19 protein-coding genes are annotated in these 23,437 nt (G+C 70.8%); 13 read left to right on the top strand and 6 right to left on the bottom strand.

What is annotated here, in order from left to right; translation table 11 throughout:
- Positions 1–150 precede the first annotated feature (150 nt).
- Positions 151–768, bottom strand: coding sequence for a hypothetical protein (locus tag AB0F70_RS05135; protein ID WP_357444175.1), 618 nt, complete (start codon positions 766–768; stop codon positions 151–153).
- A 406-nt stretch (positions 769–1,174) separates the two neighbouring features.
- Between AB0F70_RS05135 and AB0F70_RS05130 the strand changes: the two genes are divergently transcribed.
- The 7 genes from AB0F70_RS05130 (at position 1,175) to AB0F70_RS05100 (ending at position 9,314) form a co-directional block, all read left to right on the top strand.
- Positions 1,175–1,393, top strand: coding sequence for a hypothetical protein (locus AB0F70_RS05130; RefSeq protein WP_357444174.1), 219 nt, complete (start codon positions 1,175–1,177; stop codon positions 1,391–1,393).
- 65 nt (positions 1,394–1,458) lie between these two features.
- Positions 1,459–4,488, top strand: coding sequence for an AAA family ATPase (locus tag AB0F70_RS05125; protein WP_357444172.1), 3,030 nt, complete (start codon positions 1,459–1,461; stop codon positions 4,486–4,488).
- Between the two features lie 90 nt (positions 4,489–4,578).
- Complete coding sequence (locus AB0F70_RS05120; protein WP_357444170.1) at positions 4,579–6,774, top strand: SpoIIE family protein phosphatase; 2,196 nt, start codon at positions 4,579–4,581, stop codon at positions 6,772–6,774.
- 100 nt (positions 6,775–6,874) lie between these two features.
- Positions 6,875–7,897, top strand: coding sequence for a sigma-70 family RNA polymerase sigma factor (locus AB0F70_RS05115; protein ID WP_357444168.1), 1,023 nt, complete (start codon positions 6,875–6,877; stop codon positions 7,895–7,897).
- A 24-nt stretch (positions 7,898–7,921) separates the two neighbouring features.
- On the top strand, positions 7,922–8,383 hold the full coding sequence (locus AB0F70_RS05110) for a universal stress protein (RefSeq protein ID WP_357444166.1): 462 nt from the start codon (positions 7,922–7,924) through the stop codon (positions 8,381–8,383).
- 50 nt (positions 8,384–8,433) lie between these two features.
- A complete protein-coding gene (locus tag AB0F70_RS05105; protein ID WP_357444164.1) occupies positions 8,434–8,901 on the top strand; it encodes a CrcB family protein in 468 nt (155 codons plus the stop codon).
- A 5-nt stretch (positions 8,902–8,906) separates the two neighbouring features.
- Complete coding sequence (locus AB0F70_RS05100) at positions 8,907–9,314, top strand: CrcB family protein (RefSeq protein ID WP_357444162.1); 408 nt, start codon at positions 8,907–8,909, stop codon at positions 9,312–9,314.
- A gap of 57 nt (positions 9,315–9,371) precedes the next feature.
- Here the strand turns inward: AB0F70_RS05100 and AB0F70_RS05095 are convergent, their stop codons facing one another.
- Positions 9,372–9,770: a hypothetical protein gene (locus AB0F70_RS05095; RefSeq protein WP_357444160.1), complete on the bottom strand. Its 399-nt coding sequence runs from the start codon at positions 9,768–9,770 to the stop codon at positions 9,372–9,374.
- A gap of 138 nt (positions 9,771–9,908) precedes the next feature.
- Here AB0F70_RS05095 and AB0F70_RS05090 point away from each other — a divergent pair, with 138 nt between their 5' ends.
- A complete protein-coding gene (locus AB0F70_RS05090) occupies positions 9,909–10,841 on the top strand; it encodes a 5'-3' exonuclease (protein WP_357444158.1) in 933 nt (310 codons plus the stop codon).
- A 6-nt stretch (positions 10,842–10,847) separates the two neighbouring features.
- Here the strand turns inward: AB0F70_RS05090 and AB0F70_RS05085 are convergent, their stop codons facing one another.
- On the bottom strand, positions 10,848–11,588 hold the full coding sequence (locus tag AB0F70_RS05085) for a CbiX/SirB N-terminal domain-containing protein (protein WP_357444156.1): 741 nt from the start codon (positions 11,586–11,588) through the stop codon (positions 10,848–10,850).
- 191 nt (positions 11,589–11,779) lie between these two features.
- A complete protein-coding gene (locus AB0F70_RS05080; RefSeq protein WP_357444154.1) occupies positions 11,780–14,506 on the bottom strand; it encodes a phosphoenolpyruvate carboxylase in 2,727 nt (908 codons plus the stop codon).
- A gap of 56 nt (positions 14,507–14,562) precedes the next feature.
- Between AB0F70_RS05080 and AB0F70_RS05075 the strand changes: the two genes are divergently transcribed.
- The 5 genes from AB0F70_RS05075 (at position 14,563) to AB0F70_RS05055 (ending at position 20,795) form a co-directional block, all read left to right on the top strand.
- Positions 14,563–15,441: a DNA/RNA non-specific endonuclease gene (locus tag AB0F70_RS05075; protein ID WP_357444152.1), complete on the top strand. Its 879-nt coding sequence runs from the start codon at positions 14,563–14,565 to the stop codon at positions 15,439–15,441.
- 332 nt (positions 15,442–15,773) lie between these two features.
- Entirely contained in the window at positions 15,774–17,582 is a 1,809-nt protein-coding gene (locus AB0F70_RS05070) for an alpha-galactosidase (protein ID WP_357444150.1), read from the top strand.
- Positions 17,579–18,862: a hypothetical protein gene (locus AB0F70_RS05065; RefSeq protein WP_357444148.1), complete on the top strand. Its 1,284-nt coding sequence runs from the start codon at positions 17,579–17,581 to the stop codon at positions 18,860–18,862. The genes AB0F70_RS05070 and AB0F70_RS05065 overlap by 4 nt, the downstream gene beginning before the upstream one ends.
- Positions 18,853–19,842, top strand: a complete 990-nt coding sequence (locus AB0F70_RS05060; protein ID WP_357444146.1) for an arginine deiminase family protein — start codon at positions 18,853–18,855, stop codon at positions 19,840–19,842. The genes AB0F70_RS05065 and AB0F70_RS05060 overlap by 10 nt, the downstream gene beginning before the upstream one ends.
- Positions 19,839–20,795 (top strand): glycosyltransferase, encoded by a 957-nt coding sequence (locus AB0F70_RS05055; RefSeq protein ID WP_357444144.1) that lies wholly within the window; start codon positions 19,839–19,841, stop codon positions 20,793–20,795. The genes AB0F70_RS05060 and AB0F70_RS05055 overlap by 4 nt, the downstream gene beginning before the upstream one ends.
- A gap of 63 nt (positions 20,796–20,858) precedes the next feature.
- On the opposite strand, the gene AB0F70_RS05050 is transcribed toward AB0F70_RS05055, so the two are convergent.
- Both AB0F70_RS05050 and AB0F70_RS05045 read right to left on the bottom strand, forming a co-directional pair.
- Positions 20,859–22,145: an MFS transporter gene (locus tag AB0F70_RS05050; RefSeq protein ID WP_357444142.1), complete on the bottom strand. Its 1,287-nt coding sequence runs from the start codon at positions 22,143–22,145 to the stop codon at positions 20,859–20,861.
- Positions 22,146–22,562: 417 nt separating this feature from the next.
- Positions 22,563–23,426, bottom strand: a complete 864-nt coding sequence (locus tag AB0F70_RS05045; RefSeq protein ID WP_357444140.1) for an NAD(P)-dependent oxidoreductase — start codon at positions 23,424–23,426, stop codon at positions 22,563–22,565.
- Between the last annotated feature and the right edge of the window lie 11 nt (positions 23,427–23,437).

Here is a 23,437-nt window from a genome sequence, read left to right as displayed (position 1 = left end):
CTCTTGGGAGGAATCGGGCGGGCTTGGGTGAAGGAAATGGGCGGGGCCGCCGAACCCCCTGGATCTGCGGCCCCACCCATCGACGTCACGCGTCGCCGATAGAGAGGTACGGGCTCGCGGCTTGTGACCGCGGCGACAGAGCCCGACAGGTCAGGCGGTCGGTGCCGACTTCACCACCGGACCCCATGCCAGCGGGTCGAGCGTGCGGGCGTCGTCGTCCGTGTTCCCGGCCCAGCGGCGCGCATCGGCGATCGTCGCCTCGAGCAGGCCACGCAGCCGCGCGTCGACGTCGGGCACGAACGCCTCCGAGATGCCCTGCACCGCGGTGGAGACCACGCTCGGTGCGGCGTCCCGCACGAACCGCTTGGGTCGCACGCTGGTGCCCGCGCAGAAGCGCTCGGCCCAGGCCGCGGTCTTCGGTACGGCCGCGAGCGCGTCCTTGCTCTCCGGCGCCAAGGTGCCGGGGGGCCGGTCGTCCAGGACGTCGAGCATGCGCTCGGAGCCGAGGATCGCCACGGCCAGCGTCTGCTGCCGGTCGGCCGGCGAGACAGGTAGCGCCGTCTGCGCGGCGCGCAGCGCGATGCGCACGTCCCAGCGCGGGTCGGTGCTGGTCAGGCCGATGACCGACGGGATGAGCGGCGCGAGCTGCGGACGCGAGTGGTCCGCCGTCAGGTCGTTCACCGCACGGGCAAGCATCGCGATCAGCGGATGCGTGCAGGCGGGGTGATCGCTCCACTTCTCGCCTGCGAGGAAGGATGCGAGCTCCATGAAGCACGCGCCCTTCTTTGGGTTGCGGTGCTTTCCACGGCCGAGCATGGGCAAGATGTCGTACGTTCCAGCTTCGGTTCCGGTCACGATTCCACCCCCGAATTGGGTTCGCTGCTTGCTCCAGTGTGCGTCTGGTGTGACGTAGATCGCAATAGTGAGCCCGTGAACAGCCGGAATCTCGCCCGCCACCGGGGCCGGGCGGGCTTCCCGCGCGGCACCTCAGACCACCTCAGGGGTACCTCAGAGGCACCTCAGGGGTACCTCAGAGGCACCTCAGAGGACCGTCTGAGGTATGCCGCGCGCCAGGACTGCCCGACCGTCCGATCCGCGGGGTCCGACCTCAGGACGAGTGTCTTCCTCATCAGCCGGACGGGCACACGGCCCGCCGGGGACATCCGGAGGAATCATGTCGCTGTGGGGACCCGCCATGGAAGCGGAGATCGAGTACCGGCAGGCCGAGGTCAGGAAGGCCTGGGGCCACCAGGGGAAGAGCGGTGCGGACGGCGCCGACCGGGCCGAGCGCCGGTCGGAGCGCCGGGTGCGGGCCGGCCGCGCCGAGCAGATCAGGGAGGGCATCGCGGGTATGCGCCCGGCGGCGACCACCCGTCGCGGCCTGTTCGCGTGATCACGGTGGGAGCCGGGACGCAAAAGGCTGGGGGGAGTGTCGGTGAGCGGTGGCACGATGTGCAGGTGCGACGCTCCACGACGATCCCCCTGGTCTCCCGGCAGGAGCAGGTTTCCTCCCTCCTGCTGGCGGTGGGGCGCGCCTCGGCGGGCCGTCCCGGCTTCGTGCTCGCGGGCGGTGACGCCGGCGTGGGCAAGACCCGTCTGATCACGCACGTCGCGCAGGCGGCGGAGCAGGCGGGGGCGAGCGCCGTGGTGGTCCACTGCGTGGACCTGGGCCAGGTGGGCATCCCGTACCTGCCGTTCACCGAGGCGCTGACCCAGCTGCAGGCCGGTGCCGCAGGGCCTGAGGCCGCGGCGCGGGTCACGGAGCTGGTGGCCGAGCGGCCGGCGCTGTGGCGCCTCCTGGAGCCCGGCGGGACCGGGGACGCCGACCACGACGAGCGGCTCCAGCTCTTCGAGGGCATCGGGCGCAGCCTTGCCCTCTCCGGCGTGCCCGAGCGTCCGCTCGTGCTGGTGATCGAGGACGCGCACTGGGCGGACGCGTCGACGCGCGACGTGCTGCGGTTCCTCGCGGCCCGCGCCCGCTCCGAGAACGTACTGATAGTGGTGACCTACCGGACGGACGACGTCGACAGGCGTCATCCGCTGCGCCCGCTGCTCGCCGAGCTGTCTCGGCTGGAGCACGTAGAGCGGATGGACCTGCAGCCCTTCAACGAGGACGAGCTGCGCGAGTTCACCACTGCCCTGGCCGGCCGGCCGCTGGCGCCCGCGGGTTTCGCCGAGGTGCTGGAGCGGTCGGAGGGCAATGCATTCTTCGCGGAAGAGCTCCTGGACGCCGGACCGGACTCGGCGAGCCTGCCCTGGACTCTCACCGAGGTACTTCGCACCCGGCTCGAACGGCTGGACCCCGAGGTGCAGCAGGTGCTGCGCATCGCGTCGGTCGCCGGACGCCGCGTGCGGGAGGAGCTGCTCCGGGCCGCCGCCGCGCGCTGGGGGGCGCCGGACATCGACGCCGCGCTGCGCGAGGCAGTGACCCAGCAGGTCCTCGTGGTGTGCGACGCGTGCCTGGAGTTCCGGCACGCGCTGCTGGCCGAGGCTCTGTACGCCGACCTGCTCCCGGGCGAACGCTCGGCGGTGCACCGTGCCTACCTCGCGGTGATCGAGCAGGACGGGCCGGACGGCATGCCGATCGGCAGCGCGGCCGAACGCGCCCACCACGCCTTCGAGGGACACGACCTGCCCGCTGCCCTGAGCGCGTCGCGTGACGCCGCCCTGCGCGCCCGCCGGCTGCTCGCACCCGAGGAAGAGCTCAAGCACTGGGAGCAGGTGCTGGCGCTGTGGGAGTCGGTGCCGGACGCCGAGGAACGGATCGGCGAGGACCGGGTCTCCGTCGCCCTGTCGGCGGGGGAGGCGGCCGCACGAGCGGGCGACCCGATGCGCGCGGTCAAGCTGACCAGGCGCGCGGCCGAAGGCGTCGACGACCCCGTGCGGCGCGCCGGCCTGCAGCACGTGCTCGCGCACCGCAATCTCGACCTGCCCACCTGGGACGAGACACCGGGCCAGGTCGAAGCGGCGATCGCGGACCTGCGGGCCGCCCTGGAGATCCTGCCGAAGCGCAGCCCGGAGCGGATCTGGACCAACGCCCTGCTCGCTCGGATCGCGATGATCGTCGACCAGGACGACGACGCCCGCGTGCACGCCGCCTGCGCCATCGAGGAGGCGCGTGCCACGGGCCAGCCCGGAGCGCTCGCCGCCGCGCTCTCCACGCTCGCCGTGCTCGACGTCGCCGACCCCGACCGGGCGGCGGCGCTGCTCGACGAGGCGCGTTCGGCAGCCGTCGAGGCAGGGGACGTGCTCACCGAGATGCGCACCCTCTACAACGCCACGGCCAACCGCTTCTACGCGGGTGAGCTGGACACCGCGGAGCAGCGGGTGCAGCACGCGCTCGCCCGGGCCGAGGAGCTCGGCCTCGCCTGGAGCACGCCCACCGTCAACCTGCGGATCCTGCAGGAGGTCATGCTCTACTTCCGCGGCGACCTGACGGCCCGCGCCGCCGACGGCGTCCCCGCCACGTCCAAGCACATCATGGACGCGGGCCGGATGTACGCGGCGGTGGCCCGGGGCGACGGCGACGTGCTCGCCCGTGGCGAGGCCCTGCTGGACCACTGGCAGAACGACGGCCAGATCGCCCTGCTCGGTGGTGGCAGCATGGTCGACGCCCTGACGTGGGCGGGCCGGTACGACGACGCGGCGGCCCTGGCCGTACGGATCACCGACCACCTCGGTGAGGTGTGGACGGAGGTGTTCCTCGGCCGGATCTGGCTGTCCGCGCTGGCGATCGCCGCCCTGGCCGACGCGGCCGAGGCCGACCGTTCGGCGGGGCGCGTCGGCGCCCCGGGATCTGCCGCCGCGACCGCCGTGGAGTCCCGGGCTGCCGCTCGGATCGAGAGCGGTGACTCGCTTCTCGCCATCGCACGGGAGACCGCCCAGCGCGGCCGCCCCCGCGGCGGCGTGCTCGGTCCCGAGGGCAGGGCCTGGCTGCAGCGCGCGACAGCGGAGAACGCCCGCCTGCACGCCGTGGTGGGGCACGCCCAGGGACCGGCGGGCGACGAGAGCGACGGATCGGCGTCGGACAGGCTGTGGCGGGAGGCCGCCGACGCGTGGCAGGAGACGGTGAACGCCTTCGACTTCGGTTACCGCTACGAGGTGGCGCGGTCGCGCTACCGCTGGGCCGAGGCACTGCTGGGGACCGGCGAACGAGAGGCCGCGGAGGTAGAGGCGGCCGAGGCTCTCTCGGAGGCGGAGGACATGGGGGCGAAACCCCTGGCGGAAGCCGTCCGCGCGCTGGCCAGGCGGGCGCGGCTCGACCTGCCGGGCGTACGTCGTGCCACCGCGTCGACCCTGACGGACCGCGAGGAAGAGGTGCTCGGCCTGGTCGCGCAGGGCCTCTCGAACCGGCAGATCGGCGAACGACTCTTCATCTCCACCAAGACGGTGAGCGTGCACGTGTCCAACCTGCTGGCCAAGCTCGGCGCCTCAGGACGGGCAGAAGCAGTGAGCCTCGCGCACCAGCGCGGCCTGCTCGAAGTATGACCCGAACGCGGCAGGCTACCTGCCCGGCGCAAAAGGGACACATCCGGTACATCTGTCGCGCACGAGCCCTTCTCTCGCAATACTGAGCAGATGCCGACGGACCTCCAGGCGTTGCGGGACCTTGAGCACGTCGGTCTCGGTGCTCCCACTGCTGATGAGGCCTTTGACCGATTTGCTCGCCTGGTCCGGCGCCACCTGAAGGTGCCGGCGGCCGTCGTGTACTTCGTGGTCCCTCAGGGGCAGGTGCTGGCGGGTTCCTCGGGGATGCCGGAGCCCATGCAGTCGAACCGCATGCTGCAGTACCCAGGGACGCTCACGAACGTGATCGCGACGCGCGGCGAGCCGGTCGTCTCGTCGGACGCCCGCCTCGACCCGCTCCTGCGCGACAACTACCTCGTCCGCGAGATGGGCCTGGTCGCCGTCGCCGGCTACCCGGTGTTCGACCTGCGCGGCCGCGCCGTCGGCGCGCTGTGCGCGGTGGCCGACGAGCCCCGCGAGTGGTCGGAGGACGACCGCGCCTCCCTCGCCGACCTCGCCGCTGCCTGCACCGCTGAGCTGCGGCTGCGGGCCGAGCGGGAACGCGCGCGCCGGATCCAGCAGACGGCGGTCCGCGCCAACCGGCGTAGCCGGTTCCTGCTCTCGCTGAGCGAGGCGTTCGCGAACGCCAACACCATGGACCAGGTCGAGGAGGTGATCGTCGAGGTCAGCACCGCCGGTATCGGCGCGCGGTACTGCGCGTTCGCCCTGATGGACGCCGACGGGCGGGGGATCACCTATCGCTCGCTCGTCCACGCCGAGCCGCAGTTCCCGCAGCGGCTGCGGCAGGCGAAGCTGGACGACCAGCGGCCGCTGGCCGAGGCCGCCCGGACCGGCCGTCCGCTGCTCTTCCGGTCGGGTGACGAGCTCTTCTCTTCCTTCCCGGACCTCAAGGACCTCTGCGACCCGGACATCGGCGCCCGCGCTTTCCTCCCGGTGGTGACGGCCGGCGCCGTGGTCGCCGTCATAGGGCTGGCGTGGGACCGCGACCGCGGGCCGGACAAGGACTCGTACGCCCTCCAGACCGGCCTCGCGCACTACACGGGTCACGCGCTCGAGCGCGCACGGCTCCTGGAAGAACGTCGCGAGTCCGCGAAGACGCTGCAGCGGGCGATGCTCAGCCGGCTGCCCGAGGTACCGCACCTCGACATGGCGGCCACCTACTCCCCCGCCACGCGCTCCGACCAGATAGGCGGCGACTGGTACGACGCCGTAGCGGTGGACGACGACGCGACCATGTTCATGATCGGCGACGTGACGGGCCACGACATGCGCGCCGCGGCCAAGATGGGCCAGCTCAGGTCCCTGCTGCGCGCGTTCGCGTGGAGCCACGACGAGTCGCCGTCGGCCCTGTTGTCCCTGCTCGACAAGGCCAACTCGGGCCTGGGGCTGCTCGCCAGCGGGACCGCGGTGGTCGCCCGCCTGGAGCGGGCCGGCTCGGCCTATCAGCTCACGTGGTCGACCGCCGGCCATCCGCCGCCCCTCGTGCTCAGGGATGACGGGACGGTGGAGCGCCTCTCGGTGCTGCCTGACATGATGCTCGGCGTACGGCCGACGGCGAAACGCACCGACCACGTCACGACGCTGCACCCCGGTGACACGCTCCTGCTCTACACGGACGGCCTCGCCGAGCAGCGCGGCACCACGCCGGACCAGTGGCTGAACCGCCTGCAGAAGACGCTCGGCGTGCTGGGCGACACGGCCACCGCCGCACTGCCCGTCACCCTCGTGCGCCGCCTCGCCTCGGACGACCAGCGGGACGACGTCGCAGTGCTCGCCGTCCGCGTGCGGGCGGCGGCCCCGTCGGGACCGCCGTCGCTGGGGCGTCCCGCCACCGCGGAGCGCAAGCTCGCCCCCTCCCTGAGCGACGTCGGCCCGGCCCGCATCTGGGTCGACGACGTGCTGGAGAGCTGCGCCGTGCCGATGGCGCTGCGCCGGACGGTGATGCTGCTGACGTCCGAGGTGCTGACCAACGCCGTCGACCACGGGCAGGCACCGTTCACCGCCACCGTCGAGGTGGACATGGAGCGCCTGCGCGTAGGGGTGCGGGACTCGTCGACCGCGCAGCCCGAGCTCCGCGACCCGACCGTCACCGACTTCGGCGGGCGCGGCGTGCAGTTCCTCGAGCGGCTCGCGTCCCGCTGGGGTGTGGACCGGCACGGCGAGCCGGCCGACGGACAGCGTCAGGTCGGCCGGCGGGGGAGTCGGCGGACCGGCAAGACCGTCTGGTTCGAGCTCGACCTGCGCTGACGCTCGACCTGCGCTGACACCCGGGTGAACTTCGGCCGGAGGCTTCGGCCAGGATCGAATCCACCGGAGCGTGTCAGTGGTGCCGCGTACCGTGTGATCCATGGCACAGACAGCTTCACATCCTAGGCAAAGCACCGGTGAGGACCTGGCTGCGGACGAGTTCTCCGCACAGCTGGAGGTCTACCGCCGCGAGCTCACCGGGTACTGCTATCGGCTGCTGGGCGGCGCGTTCGACGCCGACGACGCCGTGCAGGAGACCCTCCTGCGCGCGTGGCGGTCCTACGAGCGGTTCGAGGGCCGTTCCTCGCTGCGCACCTGGTTGTACCGGATCGCCACGAACGTCTGCTTCGACCAGCTGGGTTCGAGCCGGGCCAAGCGCGAACGACCCATGGGCCTCGGCGCCGCGGTCGACCCGGTCGAGGAGAGCCTCGCGAACGTACTGCCCGAGTACGCATGGGTCGAACCCGTCCCGACGGAGCACGTGCTCCCCGGCGCGGGTGACCCCGCGGACACGACCATCGCGCGCGAGTCGGTGCGTCTGGCGTTCGTCGCCGCGCTGCAGCACCTGCCGGCCAAGCAGCGCGCGGTACTCATCCTGCGCGAGGTGCTGCGCTGGCCCGCGACCGAGGTCGCCACACTGCTCGACACGTCGGTGGCGTCCGTGAACAGCGCGCTGCAGCGGGCGCGTGCGACGCTCGCCGACAAGGCGCCGGACAGGTCGGGGACCTCGGAGGCGTCCACACCGCCGTCGGCGGGCGAGTCCGAGCTGCTGGAGCGGTACGTCGCGGCGTTCGAGCGGTACGACATGCAGGCGCTGGCCAACCTGCTGCGCGAGGACGCGGTAATGAACATGCCGCCGTACGCGATGTGGCTCGAGGGCATCGAGAACATCCAGGCGTGGATGCTCGGTCCGGGCGGCGGGTGCGAGGGCTCCCGCTGCGTGCCGATCCACGTCAACGGCACCCCGGGGTTCGCCCAGTACCGGCAAGACCCAAAAGGAGGCCACTTCGCGTGGGGCATCGTGGTGCTGGAGAACGACGGTGAGCACATCACCGGCATCACCACCTTCATCGATACGGAGAAGTGGTTTCCCCGATTCGGCCTGCCGAGCCACCTCGACTAGCCATTTGGCCATACCCTCACAAGGGTGACTGTGCGATCCGTGGTGGTCGGCGTTGACCACAAGAATCCGGACCTGGCTCGGCGGGCAGCGTCGCTCGTCCAGTCCCTGGGTGGAAGCCTCATCGAGCTCGTATGTGTGTGGGTCGACGAGACAGCTGTCTCGGACTCGCGGGGATTCACCGTATCGGTGGATCCGGACATCGCCGTGCCCTCGGACGCGTACGGGGCCGACGTCCTGGCGGGCCTGAACAGGGCGATGGCCGACGTCGGCCTGCCGTGGAGCGCCCTGCGCGGCGCCGGTGACCCGGCCGCCGAGCTGGGGCGAGTGGCCGACCAGGTGGAGGCGGCGATGATCGTCGTCGGCGCGCGGCGCTCCGGCCTGCGTGGCTGGACCACCAACATCGTGGGCGGGACGGTCGCCGGCCGGCTCATCCACAACCAGCCGCGACCCGTGGTGGTTCTCCCGGGGGCGGCGCCGACATCGTGAGCGATAGGTTCTTCCACAACCTGTCGAACGTTCACGAAGGAGCACACCGGGTGGCCCGAGCGCCGCATCGCGACTGGCGGTACGTCGGTCTCGTCGCGCTCGGCGGAGCCGCCGGTTCGGTTGCCCGGCACCTGCTGACCATCTGGTCGGGAGTTCTCCTGCTGCCGCTGACCCTCCTGTTCCCCGGCGCGGCCCATACGATCCTTTTCTTCCCGGTCGGGACGCTCGTGGTCAACGTGGTCGGCGCGCTCGCCCTGGGATACCTCCTGGAGGCCCTCGCCCGCCGCGGCCGCGAGACCGTGCGGCGGCGCAAGATCCGCATCGGGATCGGGACCGGCGTGCTCGGTGGGTTCACCACGTACTCCGCCCTGGCGCTGCAGACGCAGCAGCTGCTCGACAACGGGCTCGGCTGGCTCGCGCTGCTCTACGTGGTGCTCACGCTTGCGGGCGGAACCGCTGCGTGCCTGGGCGGGATCGCGATCGCGGCACGCGCCGACCGACGACGAGAGCGCAGGTGACGTAGATGTTGGAGCTGCTCGTGCTGGCCGCCGGCGGGGGCCTGGGCGCCGCCGCCCGGTTCATGGTCGACGGCGAGATCCGAGCCCGCCACAACGGCGGGTTCCCGTGGGGGACGTTCGTGGTGAACGTGACGGGCTCGTTCCTCATCGGCGTGTTCTCGACGCTGTTCTTCCCGCTCGTCCACCTCGGGGTGCCGAGCAGTACCGCCCACCTGGTGCAGCTCGCGCTCGTCACCGGCCTGTGCGGCGGGTACACCACGTTCTCCACGACCACCGTGGAGTCCGTACGCCTCGCCCAGTCCGGCCGGCTGCGACTCGCGCTGGCGAACTCTCTGGGCACGCTGACGGTCACCGTCACGGCGGCCGGGCTGGGCGTATGGCTGGCCATGGCGGTGAGCGGGCCGTACGCCTGACCCGGGTCCGGGACGCCGCTCAGGTCACCGTCGGTGGTGCGCTCCGTGCGGCCGCGTTTACACCGGCACCTCGCCGCGGTTCACCGCGCCGAGGAAGAGCTCGGCCAGCAGCGTCCACTCCTTGAGCGGCCGGTCGCCCACGAAGCGTGCCGCTTCCTCAGGCGTCCGGTTCACCAGCGCGATGTCGACGACGAACTGGCCGCCGCCCTCTCGCCAGACGACAGCGGCGTTCGTCCGTCGGCTCGATCCGCTGATCCCTGCCCGGAGCTCGTTCTCCGGCTTCTGCGCCCGCTCGATCAACGGGTAGTCGCTGGTGTGTTCCCAGCTCGACCACGCGAAGCTCAGCGCACGCTCGAGATCCGCCTTGGCGGACGTGACTCGCGTCTCGCCGATAGCTGCCATGCCAAGGCCGAGTCCCTCGATCACCTCGGTCACCTGCTGTTCTTTGCTTGCCATGTTCGGACACTACGGGCACACCAGACCGGAACCGGCCTTCGACCGCCATTTCACCCAAATTGTTCCCGTACTGCGCCCTACGGGGCCCACAGCGCGCTTAACGTACGCGTGTCGGTGTGCCGTGGCAGGCTTCGCTGCATGAGCCTGATGCTCCTTGACACCGCCTCGCTGTACTTCCGTGCCTTCTTCGGCGTGCCCGACTCGCTGCGGGCACCGAGCGGTGCGCCCGTGAACGCCGTCCGTGGCCTGCTCGACACCATCGCCTGGCTCGCCACGACGCACGGTCCCGACCGCATGGTCGCGTGCTGGGACGACGACTGGCGTCCCGCGTTCCGCGTGGAGGCGATCCCGAGCTACAAGGCGCACCGCGTGGCGCAGGAGGTGCCCGGCACCACCGGCATCGAGGAGGTGCCCGAGGTGCTGCTCGCCCAGGTCCCGATCATCGTGGAGGTGCTTGCCGCGCTCGGTATCGCGCGCGTCGGTGTGCCCGGCTACGAGGCCGACGACGTGATCGGCACCCTGACGGCCCGCGCCGTCGAGCAGAACTCCGGCCCGGTCGACATCGTCACCGGTGACCGCGACCTGTTCCAGCTGGTCGACGACGCCGCGGGGGTGCGCGTGCTCTACCCGGCGCGCGGCATCCGCGACCCCGACGTGGTGAACGAGAAGCGGCTGGCCGAGCGGTACGGCGTCGCGTCCGGGCAGGCCTATGCGGACATGGCGACGCTCCGGGGCGACCCGAGCGACGGCCTGCCCGGCGTTCCGGGAGTCGGCGAGAAGACGGCGGCCAAGCTGCTCGCCCAATACGGCGACCTGGCGGGGATCCTCGCTGCCCGTGACGCCGGCGACAAGGGCCTGACCACTACGCAGCGCCGTCGCCTGCAGGAGGCCGACGCCTACCTGCAGGTCGCGCCCGTCGTCGTCCAGGTCGCGCGGGACGCGCCGCTGCCGGCGTTCGATCCGGCGGTGCCCAAGGCGCCCGCCGACGCCGACGCACTGGCGGCGCTGACCGCCAAGTGGGGCCTGCAGTCCAGCGTGGGGCGGGTGCGCACCGCATTCGGCTGGGCCTGAGGTACGTCAGGGGCTGACAGCGGCGGCGTAGCGCTCCAGCACGACCTGGACCAGGCGCGGGTCGGCCTTCTCCGCCCCGGCCGGACCGGCGACCGGGTCTGTCACGACGTCGGCGCCGGCCTCCAGCACGCGGTCCAGGAAGTATCCGGGCGCCAGCAGGTAGGAAACGACGATCACGCGCGCCGTGGGCTCACCGCCTGCCCGGGCGGCTGCCACGGCGGCGGGCACGCGTGGTTCCGCCCCGGCGCCGTACGACGGCGTCACAGGCCGCCCGAGTCGCTGGGCGAGCGCGCTGGTGACCTCCTCGACGGCGGTCGCCGCGGCCGCCACCGAGGATCCGGCGGCCGCGAGCACCACCGCGTCGTCCGGTCGGAACGGGCCGTGCGCCGCCTCGGCGGCGGCGTACCGGTCCGCCAGGATGTCGACAAGCAGCGGGTGAGGCCCCATCGGTTCCGCGGCGACCGCAACGCCCGCGCCTGAGGCGTTGACAGCGGCGACGGCCTGCGCGATGTCGTGCCGCACGTGATACCCGGTCGACAGCAGCAGCGGCACGACCACGGCGGAACCCGCGTCCCGCACCGCTCCCGCCAGCACCTCGTCGACCTCGGGCTGCTGGACATCCACGAACGCCTCGCGCACGTCGAGCTCGGGCCGTGCGGCGCGCACGCCGTCGAGCAACGCGCGCACCGCCGCCTGACCCGCCGGATCATCCGTCCCGTGGGACGTCCCGACCAGTACCGCACTCATCGTCTCTCTCCCATCGGTCCACCGGATGTTCCCCACAAGGTGCCCGCGAGGTCGGTCAACTGCACTGCTGCATCTTCAGCTTCGGTCGCTTGCACCGAGATCGGTCGTTTGATGGACCGATCTCGAGGCAACCGACCGAACTCACTGGCCGTTGACGTGCAACGGACCGAACTCAGCGGCGACGCGCGCCGTCACCCCGTGTTCTGCAGGCCCGCCGAGACACCGTTCACGGTCAGCAGCAGCAGGTGTTGCAGCCGTCCCGCGTACTCGCCGTCGACAGCGGAGCCGCCGTCGGACCCGGTACGCAGGCCGCGCAACGCGCGGACCTGCAGCAACGAGAGGGCATCGACGTACGGCGACCGCAGCTGCACGGCGCGGCCGAGCACCCGCTTCGAGGCCAGCGGCCACTCGTTCCCGCTGATCTTCAGCACCCACTCGCGCGTGAGGCGGAGCTCGTCGAGCACCATCGCGGCAAGGTCGTCGCGCGAACCCAGCGCGAGGTACTGCGCGGCGATCCGCTCGTCGGTCTTGGCGAGCGACATCTCGACGTTGTCGAGCAGGGTCGCGAACAGCGGCCACTCGGTGCGCGCCGACTTCAGCAGCTCGACGTCGCCGACCGCGGCGAGCGCGGTGCCCAGCCCGTACCAGCCGGCCAGGTTGATGCGGGCCTGCGACCAGGAGAAGACCCAGGGGATCGCACGCAGGTCGTCGAGCGAGTTGACGGAGAGGCCGCGCTTGGCGGGACGCGAACCGATCGGCAGCAGCCCCACCTCCTCCAGCGGCGTGACCTGTGCGAACCACTTCGGGAACCCGTCGGCCTTCACGAGCTCGTGGAACCGCTCGCGGGAGGTCGCGTCGAGCGCCTTGGCGAGCGGGGCGAACTTCGCGGCAGCGTTCTCGTTGACCGCCTCTACCGACGGTGCGGACGCCAGCAGAGTCGCCGCGGCCACCTGCTCGATGTGCCGGGAGGCGATGACGGGGTCGCCGTACCGGGCGAGGATGACCTCGCCCTGCTCGGTCAGCTTGAACCGGCCGTCCACCGAGTGCGGCGGCTGCGCCAGCACCGCGCGGTTGGCGGGGCCGCCACCGCGGCCGAGCGCACCGCCGCGGCCGTGGAACAGCGTGAGCTTGAGGTCGTTGTTGCGGGCCCACTCGGCGATCCGCGACTGGGCGTCGTGCAGCGCGAGCGTCGCGGCCACGGGACCGACGTCCTTGGACGAGTCCGAGTAGCCGAGCATGACCTCGACGCGCCGGCCGTTCTCGGTCAGCCGCTTCTGCACCGCGGGCAGCGTCAGCATCGAGTCCAGGATCGGCACCGAGTTCTGCAGGTCGGCGAAGGTCTCGAACAGCGGGATCGCGTCGATCACCGGTCCGGCCTCCGGATCGTCCGCGAAGGCGTACGAGGCCAGCTCGTAGACGGCGGCGAGGTGCTCCGGCGCCTGCGTGAACGACACGATGTAGCGGCGTGCGGCGCGCTCGCCGAACCGGCGCTGGATGGCGCCGAGCGCACGGTAGGTGTCGAGCACCTCGCGGGTCTTGTCGCTCAGCGCACCGTTGATCCCCAGCTCGCGGATCTCGGCGAGGGCCGCCGCGTGCACCTGCGAGTGCTGCCGCACCTCGAGCTCCGCCAGGTGGAACCCGAAGGTCTGCACCTGCCAGACCAGGCGCTGCAGGTCGCCGTACGCGGCGCGGGCCGCGCCGGCCGCCACCAGCGAGTCCTGCACGATGATCAGGTCCGCCTCGAACTGCTCGGCGTTCGCGTATGCGAGGTCGGCGTCGCGGGTCCGGGTCGCGGAGATCCGCTCCGCGAGCGCCAGCATCACCGCACGGTGGGGCTCGTTCGGCGAGGCGTCCTGGGCCCGCCGGGCGACCTCCTCGGACATCTGGCGGATCCGCTGCCAGAGCGCGTTGAGGTCCGACGACGGGGTGGTGCCCTCGGCGTCGAGCGTCAGCTTGCGTCCGGTCTCCACGGCCAGGCGCTCCAGCGCTGCCAGCGCGTGGTCCGCGGCGAGCGCCGCGGCCTGCCGGGTGATCTCCGCGGTGACGTTGGGGTTGCCGTCGCGGTCGCCGCCGATCCAGGTCCCGAGCTTCACGAACGGCTTCGCGACGGGGGTGGAGCGACCTGCTTCGTCCGCCAGGAGCCAGTCGTCGAGCCGCCGGTACACGTCGCCGAAGACGTCCACGAGGACGGCGTCGAACACGCCCATCACGGTCTTGACCTCGTCGATCACCGAGGGCTTGCTCATCCGCACGGGTGCGGTGCGCCACATGGTGTCGATCTCGCCGAGCATGCGCCGCTCGTTCTCGGCGAGCGTCACGCCGCCGGGGCGGCGGGTGTCCCGCTCGGCCAGGAGGTCCGCGAGGCGGCGGATGGTGCCGCTGATCGCCCGACGGCGCGCCTCGGTCGGGTGCGCCGTGAGCACGGGCCGGAACTCGAGCTCGCCGAGCCTGCGCAGCGCCTCGTCCCGCCCCACCTCTTCGGTGAGCCGGGCGAACGCCGCGGGGATGGTGTCCTCGAGGACCGCCGGACCCGTGGTGGTCTCGGCCTCGCGGGAGCGCAGCACGCGGACGCGGTGGTACTCCTCGGCGAGGTTCGCGAGGTGGAAGTAGCAGGTGAACGCGCGAGCCACCTGTTCGGCGCGCTCGACCGAGAACGACGCGACCAGGTCCGCCGCCTCGTCCAGCGCGTGTGGCGACGGGTCGCCGTAGGCGCGGATGGTCAGCTCGCGGAGACGTTCGACGTCGTCCAGCAGATCCTGGCCCCCGTCCTCGCGGAGGATCCTGCCGAGAAGTCCGCCGAGGAGACGTACATCCTCGCGCAGCGGGTCGGGTACCTCGTGCCGGGCGTTGCCGCGAACGGTCTGAGTTGATTCACTCACGGGTGAGAGCCTAGGACCAGATTGCCATTGCCCGTTCATCGTGTCCGATTGTTGGTCTGGCCATGACCTGCCCGACTCTGGTTGGCTGTCTGTCTGTGACCGGTTATGACGCAGAGTTCCTCGGTTTCACCGTCCCGCTTCCGGTCTCACCCGTCGAGGTACGCGTCCTGCACTACACCCACTTCTCGGTGCTGCTCGATCCGCTGCGGCGGCTCGCCGCGGCCACCGCCTGCATGGTCGACGGCGCGACGCTGCTGGCCCTGCGCCGCAGCGGCCGGTGGCGGCTGGATCACCGGGTGGCTTCAGGGGAGCAGTCGGGCAGCGAGCTGTACTCGGGCAACCCGCTCGACCGCGGCCATCTGGTCCGCCGTCTCGACCCCGTGTGGGGAGACGCCGAGACCGCCGCCCGGGCCAACCACGACACGTTCACGTACACGAACGCCGCGCCGCAGGTGAACAGGTTCAACCAGTCGAAGGAGCTGTGGAACGGGCTCGAGGACCACGTGCTCGAGTACGCCGCTGCCCATGACCACCGCCTGGCGGTGCAGACCGGGCCGGTCTTCGCCGCCGACGACCCGCTCTACCGCGGCGTCCGGATCCCGCGCCTGTTCTGGAAGGTGGTGGCGTGGGTGGGGCCGGGCGACGCGCTGCGGGCAACGGGCTTTGTGCTGGACCAGACGCCACAGCTCGACGACGCGCGCCTGCACGACATCACGGCCCAGGCGCTGGCCCGGGACGACATCCCGCCGCTGGGCCCGTTCCGGACCTACCAGGTGCCGGTGGCCGACGTCGCGGCGCTCACCCGGCTGGGTCTCGGCCCGCTCCCGGAGGCGGACGTTCTCGCGGAACCGCCCCGGACGCCGTCGGGCACCCGGCCGACGGACATCACCATCCACCGCCTCCCGCGCGCCCGCGCCTGGTCCGAGATCCGGACGAGCGACCAGATCGCCCTGCCACTCCACCCGCCGAGGTAGAACTCTGGCGAGATAGAACTGCAGCGAAGTAGTCCTGGCGCATCGCGCTCCGGGACTACTTCGCTGCGTGACTACCTCGCCAGATGACCATGTCGGCGAAACAGGTCAGACCCAAATTCGTGAGTAGTGCGGACTCTTGTGTTTGCGACGGACCTCGCAGGTAGGACACGGGCCTGCGACTTGTCCCATTCTGATCGAAAAGCGAAAGCTCTTCCGTCCCGTATGTCCGGATGTTAACGTTCACAGCGCCACAAGGGACACAGGAGGGCAAAGTGATCGCACACGATCAGTCTCTGGACATCCATGTCCAGCTGAAGTCAGGGCGTACAGTCATGTCCGGCTCGATTCCGCTCGGCGACATGGCCACCATCGACATGGACAGCGTCCGGATCCGTGTCGGCAGCGAGCACCCGTACGCGGTATCGGTCGAGGCACCGCCGGGTGACTCGATCACCGCCACGACCTACACGCTCCGCAGCCCGATGCGGAACTTCACGGGCGTGATCCCGCCGGACAGCGGCCGCTGGTTCATGAACCTCGCCGCCGCCACCAGCTTCTGGAAGTTCGGACGGGACCTCCGATCCCGGGTCCAGGACGTCAAGGTCCCGCTGTACCTGTTCCTGGGCGCCAACCGGCACGTCGAGATCGCGATGGGCGTCGTCGGCGACCTCACCGAGACAGACTGCCGCCTGATCGAGCCGGAGTCGAACCGCGCTCTGAACATCCACACCGGTGGCGTCCAGGTCGCCTTCACGCGCTACCACAGCAGCGGGGCGGAGGACGGCGTGCAGGCCGTTACCGAGCACATGTACGCCCGGCTCCGGGCATCGGGCGACGACGGCGAGACCTGGCTCGACGTCATGCGAGACTTCTCCGAGCAGACCCGTGCCCGGTTCGGACGGCCGGACGTCGTCGTCCCGGCAGCGGTGGAGCCCTACTGGTGCAGCTGGACGGACTGGGACAGCGCCGACGTCGACGAGGAGCTGGTCCTGCAGAACGTCGCGGCAGGAGTCGCTCTCGGTGTGCGCAACTTCATCCTCGACGACGGCTGGTTCGGTCCGGGTCTGGACTCCTCGTACGGCGTGCCGTTGAACATCGGCGACTGGTCGCCAGACCCGGGCCGATTCCCCGACCTTCCTCGCCTGATCACGTCGGTCGGCGAGCTGGGCGGCCGGCTGATCATCTGGTGCGCCCCGCACGCAGTCGGGCCAGCGTCCGACGCGTTCCGGAAGCAGGCAGCGCTGCTCATGGCCGACGCCGACGGACGCCACCTGCGGAGCGAGACGCAGTTCTTCTCCCTGTGCCTCCGGTCGGAGGAGGCCCGGGAGGTGATGGTGGACGTCTGCGTCCGGCTCGCCCAGACCGGGTTCCACGGAGCCAAGTACGACCTGTTCAACTGGCTCCCAGAGGAGGCGTGCGAGAGCCCCGACCACGCGCACGACCTCCGCTCACCGATCGCCGGCCTGCGCGACTTCCTGCGGCGCGCCGACGATGCGGTCCGTGCGTTCGCGCCCGACTACGTCGTCGAGCTGAAGCAGAACTACGGCACGGCGCTCCTGGCGCCCTACGGGACCTCGATGCGCGCGGGCGACGCCCCGTACGACCTGACGACCAACCTGCAGCGCACCCTGCACGTCCAGGGCTACACCGGCCTCGCCATGAACGACTACCAGAGCTTCTCGCCGACGGACGGGCCCGAGTCGAAGGCGGTGATCGTCGGCCAGATGATGGCGGCGGGGATCCCTGCTTATGGAACGGACCTGGCGCACCTCGACGACGCGTCCCGTGCGGTGCTCACCTTCTACCACGACCTGTACCACCGTAATCTGGCGGGGTTCGCCCGGTACCGAGTTCCCGAGGACGCAACCTGTACGACCCTACGGGTGCCGTCGGCCAACGAGGACATCGTCTTCCTTCTCGAGAACGCGCACCGCTGCACCGTCCGTCGCCGGACAACGGTCGTCAACGCTCGCTACGACGAGCACGTCACCCTTGAGACGTACGGCAGCACCGTGGCCGTGCGGGTCTTCGACTGCACTGGGCAGGAGTCGTCGTCGCTACGGCTCTCGCCCGGCATACACCCGGTCCGAGTCCCCGTGGGCGGCATGCTCCACGTGGATGAGGACGGGTCCGACGCATGACGGTCGACCTGCTCGGCCGGGACACCGACGTGCGAACGAGGCTCTCCTCGATCCGCGAGCGACCCTCGTCGGTACGGGCCGACGCCGTCGAACGAGTCGTGCTGGTCGTGGCCTCCTCGCGTGGGGGTAGCAGCTACGTCCACGCCGTCCTGTCGTCCTCGCCGTCCGCCGCGTCGATCGGGGGCGAGCACACCGGTCTCTACCGACTGCATGGTGTCGAGCGTGGTGCCGACGGCTCGGACCGGATCGAGAGCGACTCGGTCCGGGATGACCAAGTGGAGGACGTCGCCGCGGAGATCGCCGATCTGCTCCGGGTCGGCCCGGGTGGCACTGCGCTGCACCCCGAGGTCTACGCGCGGGCGGCGGCGGTCCGGCTGGTGCTGCAGTGGCCATGGGTGCCGTTCGCGGCGGACGACGTCCGTGACGCCTCCTTCCGGGTACATGCCGCGGCGGCGGGAGCAGGGCTGTCCGACAGCGACCTGTTCGTCCGGTTGCTCGCCGAACTCGAGGCGACCTATCCAGATCTGCGGCGCGACGCCTACGACGGCCTTCGCGACGCAGGTCCGGGTCCAGCGTCCGACGGTCCCCACCCGCCCCCCGGACCGGCGATCGTCGAGGAGCCTCCGTTCGTCGTGCCCTTGCGCCGGCGCCGGCCCTCACTCGCCGAGCTCCGTCGCAGCGTCGTCGTGCTGAAGGCCTCCGTGGACGCCTACCGGCTCCCTCTAGTCCGTCGGTTGTTTCCACGGGCCGAGATCGCCGTCGTCCACCTGACGCGTAACCCGGCGGCGAGTGTCAACGGACTGATCGACGGATGGCTCGATCGGGGCTTCTTCTCGTACGACGTCTCGGCGGAGACGACGCTGGACATCGCCGGCTACAGCGAGCGGGCCGCGTTCGCCAGGGCATGGTGGAACTTCGACGTGCCGCCGACGTGGCGATCGGTGGCGGACCGGCCGCTCGCCGAGGTCTGCGCGAACCAGTGGTCACAGGCGCACCGATGGGTCCTCAAGGAGGTAGACGCCGTCGCGGACCGCCTACTGAGGGTGCGGTTCGAGAACCTGACCGGCCCAGGTGCAGACCAGGAATGGGATCGGGTGTTCCGGTTCGCCGGACTGGCTCGAGCCGACCGCAGCCGGATCCCCGTGGTGATGGCGACCGCGTCGCCCCGGGCCGGACGGTGGAGAGGGCGCGAGGCGCTGATCCGGCCCGCGATCGCCCAGGCGCCGGTCCACGAGATCGTCCAGGAGCTCGGCTACACGAAGGAGGAAGGATGGGTCTGAGAGGCTCGTCGGCATATCACGGCCCGGGGTGGCAGCCCCGGCAGGGAACGCTGGTCGACGACGTGCGTGCGGGCGCGCACTGGCGGTCCTACGCCGTCGACGCGGACTGGGCACCGCTGCGGGCGGTGGCCCTGCACAGCCCGAGCGCGGAGCGCCTGGACCAGGCGCCACCCGACGTCCTGCAGCACCTCGACCGGGTAGATGCCGCGGCGCTCGAGATGGAGATCGATGTCCTGGCCGCCGTATACCGCGGTCTGGGCATCGAGGTCCACATGATCCCGCCGCTGCGGGTTTCCTCGCTCGGACGCTCTCTCGCGGGGGCGAACGCCATGTACGCCCGGGACCTGTTCTGGATGACGCCGGGTGGTGCCGTCCTCTCGCGAATGGCCAGCGTCGTTCGCGCCGGTGAGGAGGCTCAGGCCTTCGCGCTGCTCGCCTCCATCGGTGTGCCAGTCGTGCGCTCCGTCTCGGGCACAGGGACCTTCGAGGGCGCCGACGCGCTGTCGCTCCGTCCCGACCTGGTAGCCATCGGCTACGGGCGCCGGACCAACCCGCAGGGACTGGCACAGGCAGCCGCGATCGCTGAGGAGCAGGGACGGCACGTCATCACCGTCGCCGTGCCGGACGGCGTCCAGCACCTGCTGGGCGTCGTCCAAGTCCTCGACGAAGACCTTCTGGCCGTCAGGACCGAGCTGGTGCGTCCGGAGGATGTCGCCGCTCTCCGCAACGAGGGCTTCGACCTCCTCTCCGTGGCCGAGAGCGAGGAGGTCCGCGAGAGGCTCGGCTTCAACTTCGTCGTCGTCGGACCGCGGACGGTGGTCATGATCGCGGGATCCCCGGGGCTCGAACAACTGCTCACGCAGCACGGCGTCGAGGTCGCGGCGTCTATCGCCGTACCCCAGCTCCTCCGTGGGGCCGGCGGGATCGCCTGCGCCACCGCCGTACTCAGCCGTGACCGGGTCGGTGGTGAATTCCGATGAAGCTGCTCAGCGTGGTCGTCCCGATCTATGACGTGGAGCACTACCTCGACGCCTGCCTGGCGTCGCTCCACCGGCAGACGTACCCCGAAGTTGAGGTCGTCCTTGTCGACGACGGGTCGACCGATGCCAGCTCCGCCATTGCCGAGCGGTGGGCGTCGGAGTGCGGCTGGAAACTGGTCGTGCAGGAGAACCTCGGCCTGAGCGCCGCGAGGAACGCAGGCGTCGATCACGCCTCGGGCGACCTCCTCGCCTTCTGCGACGCCGACGACGTCGTCGTCGAGACCGCCTACGAGATGCTGTGCGCGTCCCTCGAGCAGAGCGGGTCCGACGTCGCTTCGGGCGCGGTCATGCGGCTGGACTCGAACGGCACGCGGGAGCACCCCCGGTACAGCGACCTGTTCCGGGCAACGCGACTGCGGACGCACATCCGTCAGGACCACTCGATCGTGCTGGACCGGATGATCTGGAACAAGGTCTTCGTCCGGCGGTTCTGGGACGCGAACGGCCTCGCATTCTCGCTGCCGCAGTACGAGGACGCGCCGGTGACGATCAAGGCACACCTTGCGGCGCGGTCCGTCGATGTCATCGACGACGTCGTCTACCTTTGGCGCATCCGCGAGGCGGGCCAGAGATCGATCACCCAGAAGTTGTACGAGCCGAAGAACATCCTGGCCAGGATGCACATGGTGCTCGGCACGTGGGACCTCCTGGCACCCGAATCGCCCGAACTCCGGGACGCCTATCTACGGGACATGTGCGCTGGAGACGTCCGGATCGCGTGCGAGGCGCTCGTCGCTACCGGCGACCCGGTCATGCCTGCGATCGACGTCGCCCGGGACTTCCTCCTCGCGGCAGGCGATGCGGCGATCTCCCGGCTGGAACCCGACCTGCGAGCACGCGCCGAAGCCGTGCTGGCGATCGACGTCGGTCGGCTCATCGCGTCGGTCGGCTGAGAGACCGGTCGCTACGATGGTCGGCGCTCGCCCAGGGCGAGGACGGGCGCCGTCCAGGTTCCGTCACTTTTGCACGTCGGCACTGGCGCCGGCCGGGTCATCAACGCCGGCCGCCAGTGCGCGGCTGCCGAGCCACCAGACGACGGCGTAGGCCAGCACGATCGCTGCAAGAATCCTTGTGAGGACCGCTTCGTCCACAAACAGCACTGCCGCCGCCACCCCGAGCTGACTCACCGCGATTGCGAGCATCGCCAGCATGTTGTCGATCGCGAAGGTCCGGCCCTGGATCTCGTCGGGGACGATCGCCCCCAGACCGTAGCCCGAGAGCGTGGCGTTCATGCTCCCGCCGACGTGCGCGAGAACGACGAAGCCGATCGCCAGCGGCAATGAGCCGACGAGCGTGAACGCGAGATATCCGAGCCCGTACAGCGCGATCGCCGCCGCGATCGAGCGCCGCAGGTTCCCGGCTGTCGTCATCAGCCGCTGAGCGACGAGCGGGCCGAGCAGCGCCCCCACGCCCCGGGCGGCGAAGAGCAGGCTCGCGCCCACCGAGTCCACGTGGAGGACCAGCGCGGCGACCGCCGGGAACAGCGCGATCGCACCGTTCCCGAGATGGCTGCCGGGCTTGGAAAACATGAGGGTGAGGACCCGTTGGTCCGCACGCCCGAGCTCTGCGACCTGTCGCAGGTCCCGCCGGAGGTTCAGCCGCTCGGCACGTGAGCTCGGCACACCGGGTCGCGTCAGCTTGTCGCGCGGGATCCGGGCAAGCAGGACCGCGGACAGCACGAACGTCAGAGAGTTGATCACGAAGCAGACAGCCGGGCTCGTGACCGCCGCCGCGATCCCGCCGAAGGTCGCACCAAGCGTGAGCATCACTCCCCACAGTGAGGCGATGCCTGCGTTGGCGGTGAGCAGCTCCTGCGGGGCGACGAGCCGCGGGACCGTGGCGCTGACCGTCGGCGAGAAGAACGCCTTCGACGCCGCCAGCGCCGCGTACGTGACGATCGAGATCCACGCGGTCGCGCTCGTCTGCACCAGGAGCAGCAGGAGGACCGCGGCGGCCGAGCCGATCTGGCAGCACAGCAGCACTTTCCGCCGGTCGATCCGGTCGACCAGGGACCCGGCGAGCGGTGACATCGCAGCGATGACCAGGGTCTCGGCGCCCATGAGCAATGCACCGAGCGCACCGTGGCCCGTGATCTGGTGCAGGAGCGTGATCAGCGGAACCATCGCGAACCAGTCACCGCCTTGGCTCACGACCTGGGAGATATACACCCTGCGGTAGTCCGCGTTCCGGCGCAGGAGCGTCGCGATGGAGACAGAGCGCCCGCCGACGTCGGTCGTGGTCACGAGCGCCACCTACGTCGATGCCGAGGCTCGTGATCTGCTGTCATGCGCGCACCAGCAACACGACCACAGCCACTCCCTCATGTTCAGATGGCACCCCTATAGCGGCCGCGCGGCCAGACCGAAACGCATCAGGCGGACAAAAGGTAAGAAGGTGCCGGCCACCGGATTCTCTCCGAACGACCGGCCGTCGAAAAAGTGCCGGGAGCCGGGCGTTCTGTCGAGATCTCAACTTCCCTTTCCTCACACATTGTCGCGAAAGGAGCCTGTTGACGTAAACATCGCGCCGGACGTGGAGCCTATCGCGTGGCTCGGGCGAGCACCAGGGTGCACTTCAACGCGGGACCTGGGCCGGGCCGCCGCCTCGGCCACGGGCCGCCGCGCGCCGTAGGATCTCGTTCTTCTGCTCCAGCACTCGGGTCAGACCTCGTCCTGCCAGCGGTGCTCCGGCGCGTAGCCCAGCACCCGGCGGGCCTTGTCGATGCTCAGGAGCGTCTCCCGGCCCTGGAGCGGGCGCTTGTGCGGCACGTCCGGGAACACCTCGGCCACCAGGTCGGCCGACTCCCGCTCCATCACCGTGTCCTCGTTGGCGATCACGAACGCCTCGAACCCCGTGAAGCCCGCCTCCAACGCGAGGCGCACCGCCTGCGCACCGTCGCGACCGTCGATGTAGCCCCACAGGTTCCAGCGTCGGGCAGCGGCGTCGTCCTGCCAGCTTGGGAACCGGGCGTAGTCCTCGGGACGCATCACGTTCGAGAACCGCAGCGCGGCTACCTTCAGCGCGGGGTCCCAGCGCGTGAAGTGCTTGGCCATCTCCTCCTCGAGCGCCTTGCCGAGCGAGTAGGTGGACTGCGGCAGCACGTCGTACTCCTCGTCCACCGGGAGGTACGGCGGCGGCACGTCGAACGGGAGGCCGAGCACGGTCTCGGACGACGCCGTCACCACGTTCCGGATGCCGACGACCTGGGCGGCGCGCAGCACGTTGTACGTGCTGGGCACGTTGTTGCGGAACGTCGCGGCATTGGTCGCCAGGCCCGGCGCGGGGATCGCGGACAGATGCACGACGGCGTCGGCAGCCCGCCCTTCGTCCACGCCGGACAGGAGCTCGATCACCTGGCCGAGGTCCGTCAGGTCCGCGACCGTGAAGTCGCCCAGGCTGCCGGACGGGGGCGCCACCCGGTCGGTCGAGACCACGTCATACCCCGAGTCCGCCAGGTGCTCGACGACGAACTGGCCGAGCTTTCCGCTCGCGCCGGTGACCACTACCCGCTGCGTCGTTGCCATGCGTCCGATCC

The sequence above is a fragment of the Promicromonospora sp. NPDC023805 genome (assembly GCF_040639635.1).
Classification (GTDB): domain Bacteria; phylum Actinomycetota; class Actinomycetes; order Actinomycetales; family Cellulomonadaceae; genus Promicromonospora.
This window is presented reverse-complemented; position numbering and strand designations above follow the sequence as displayed.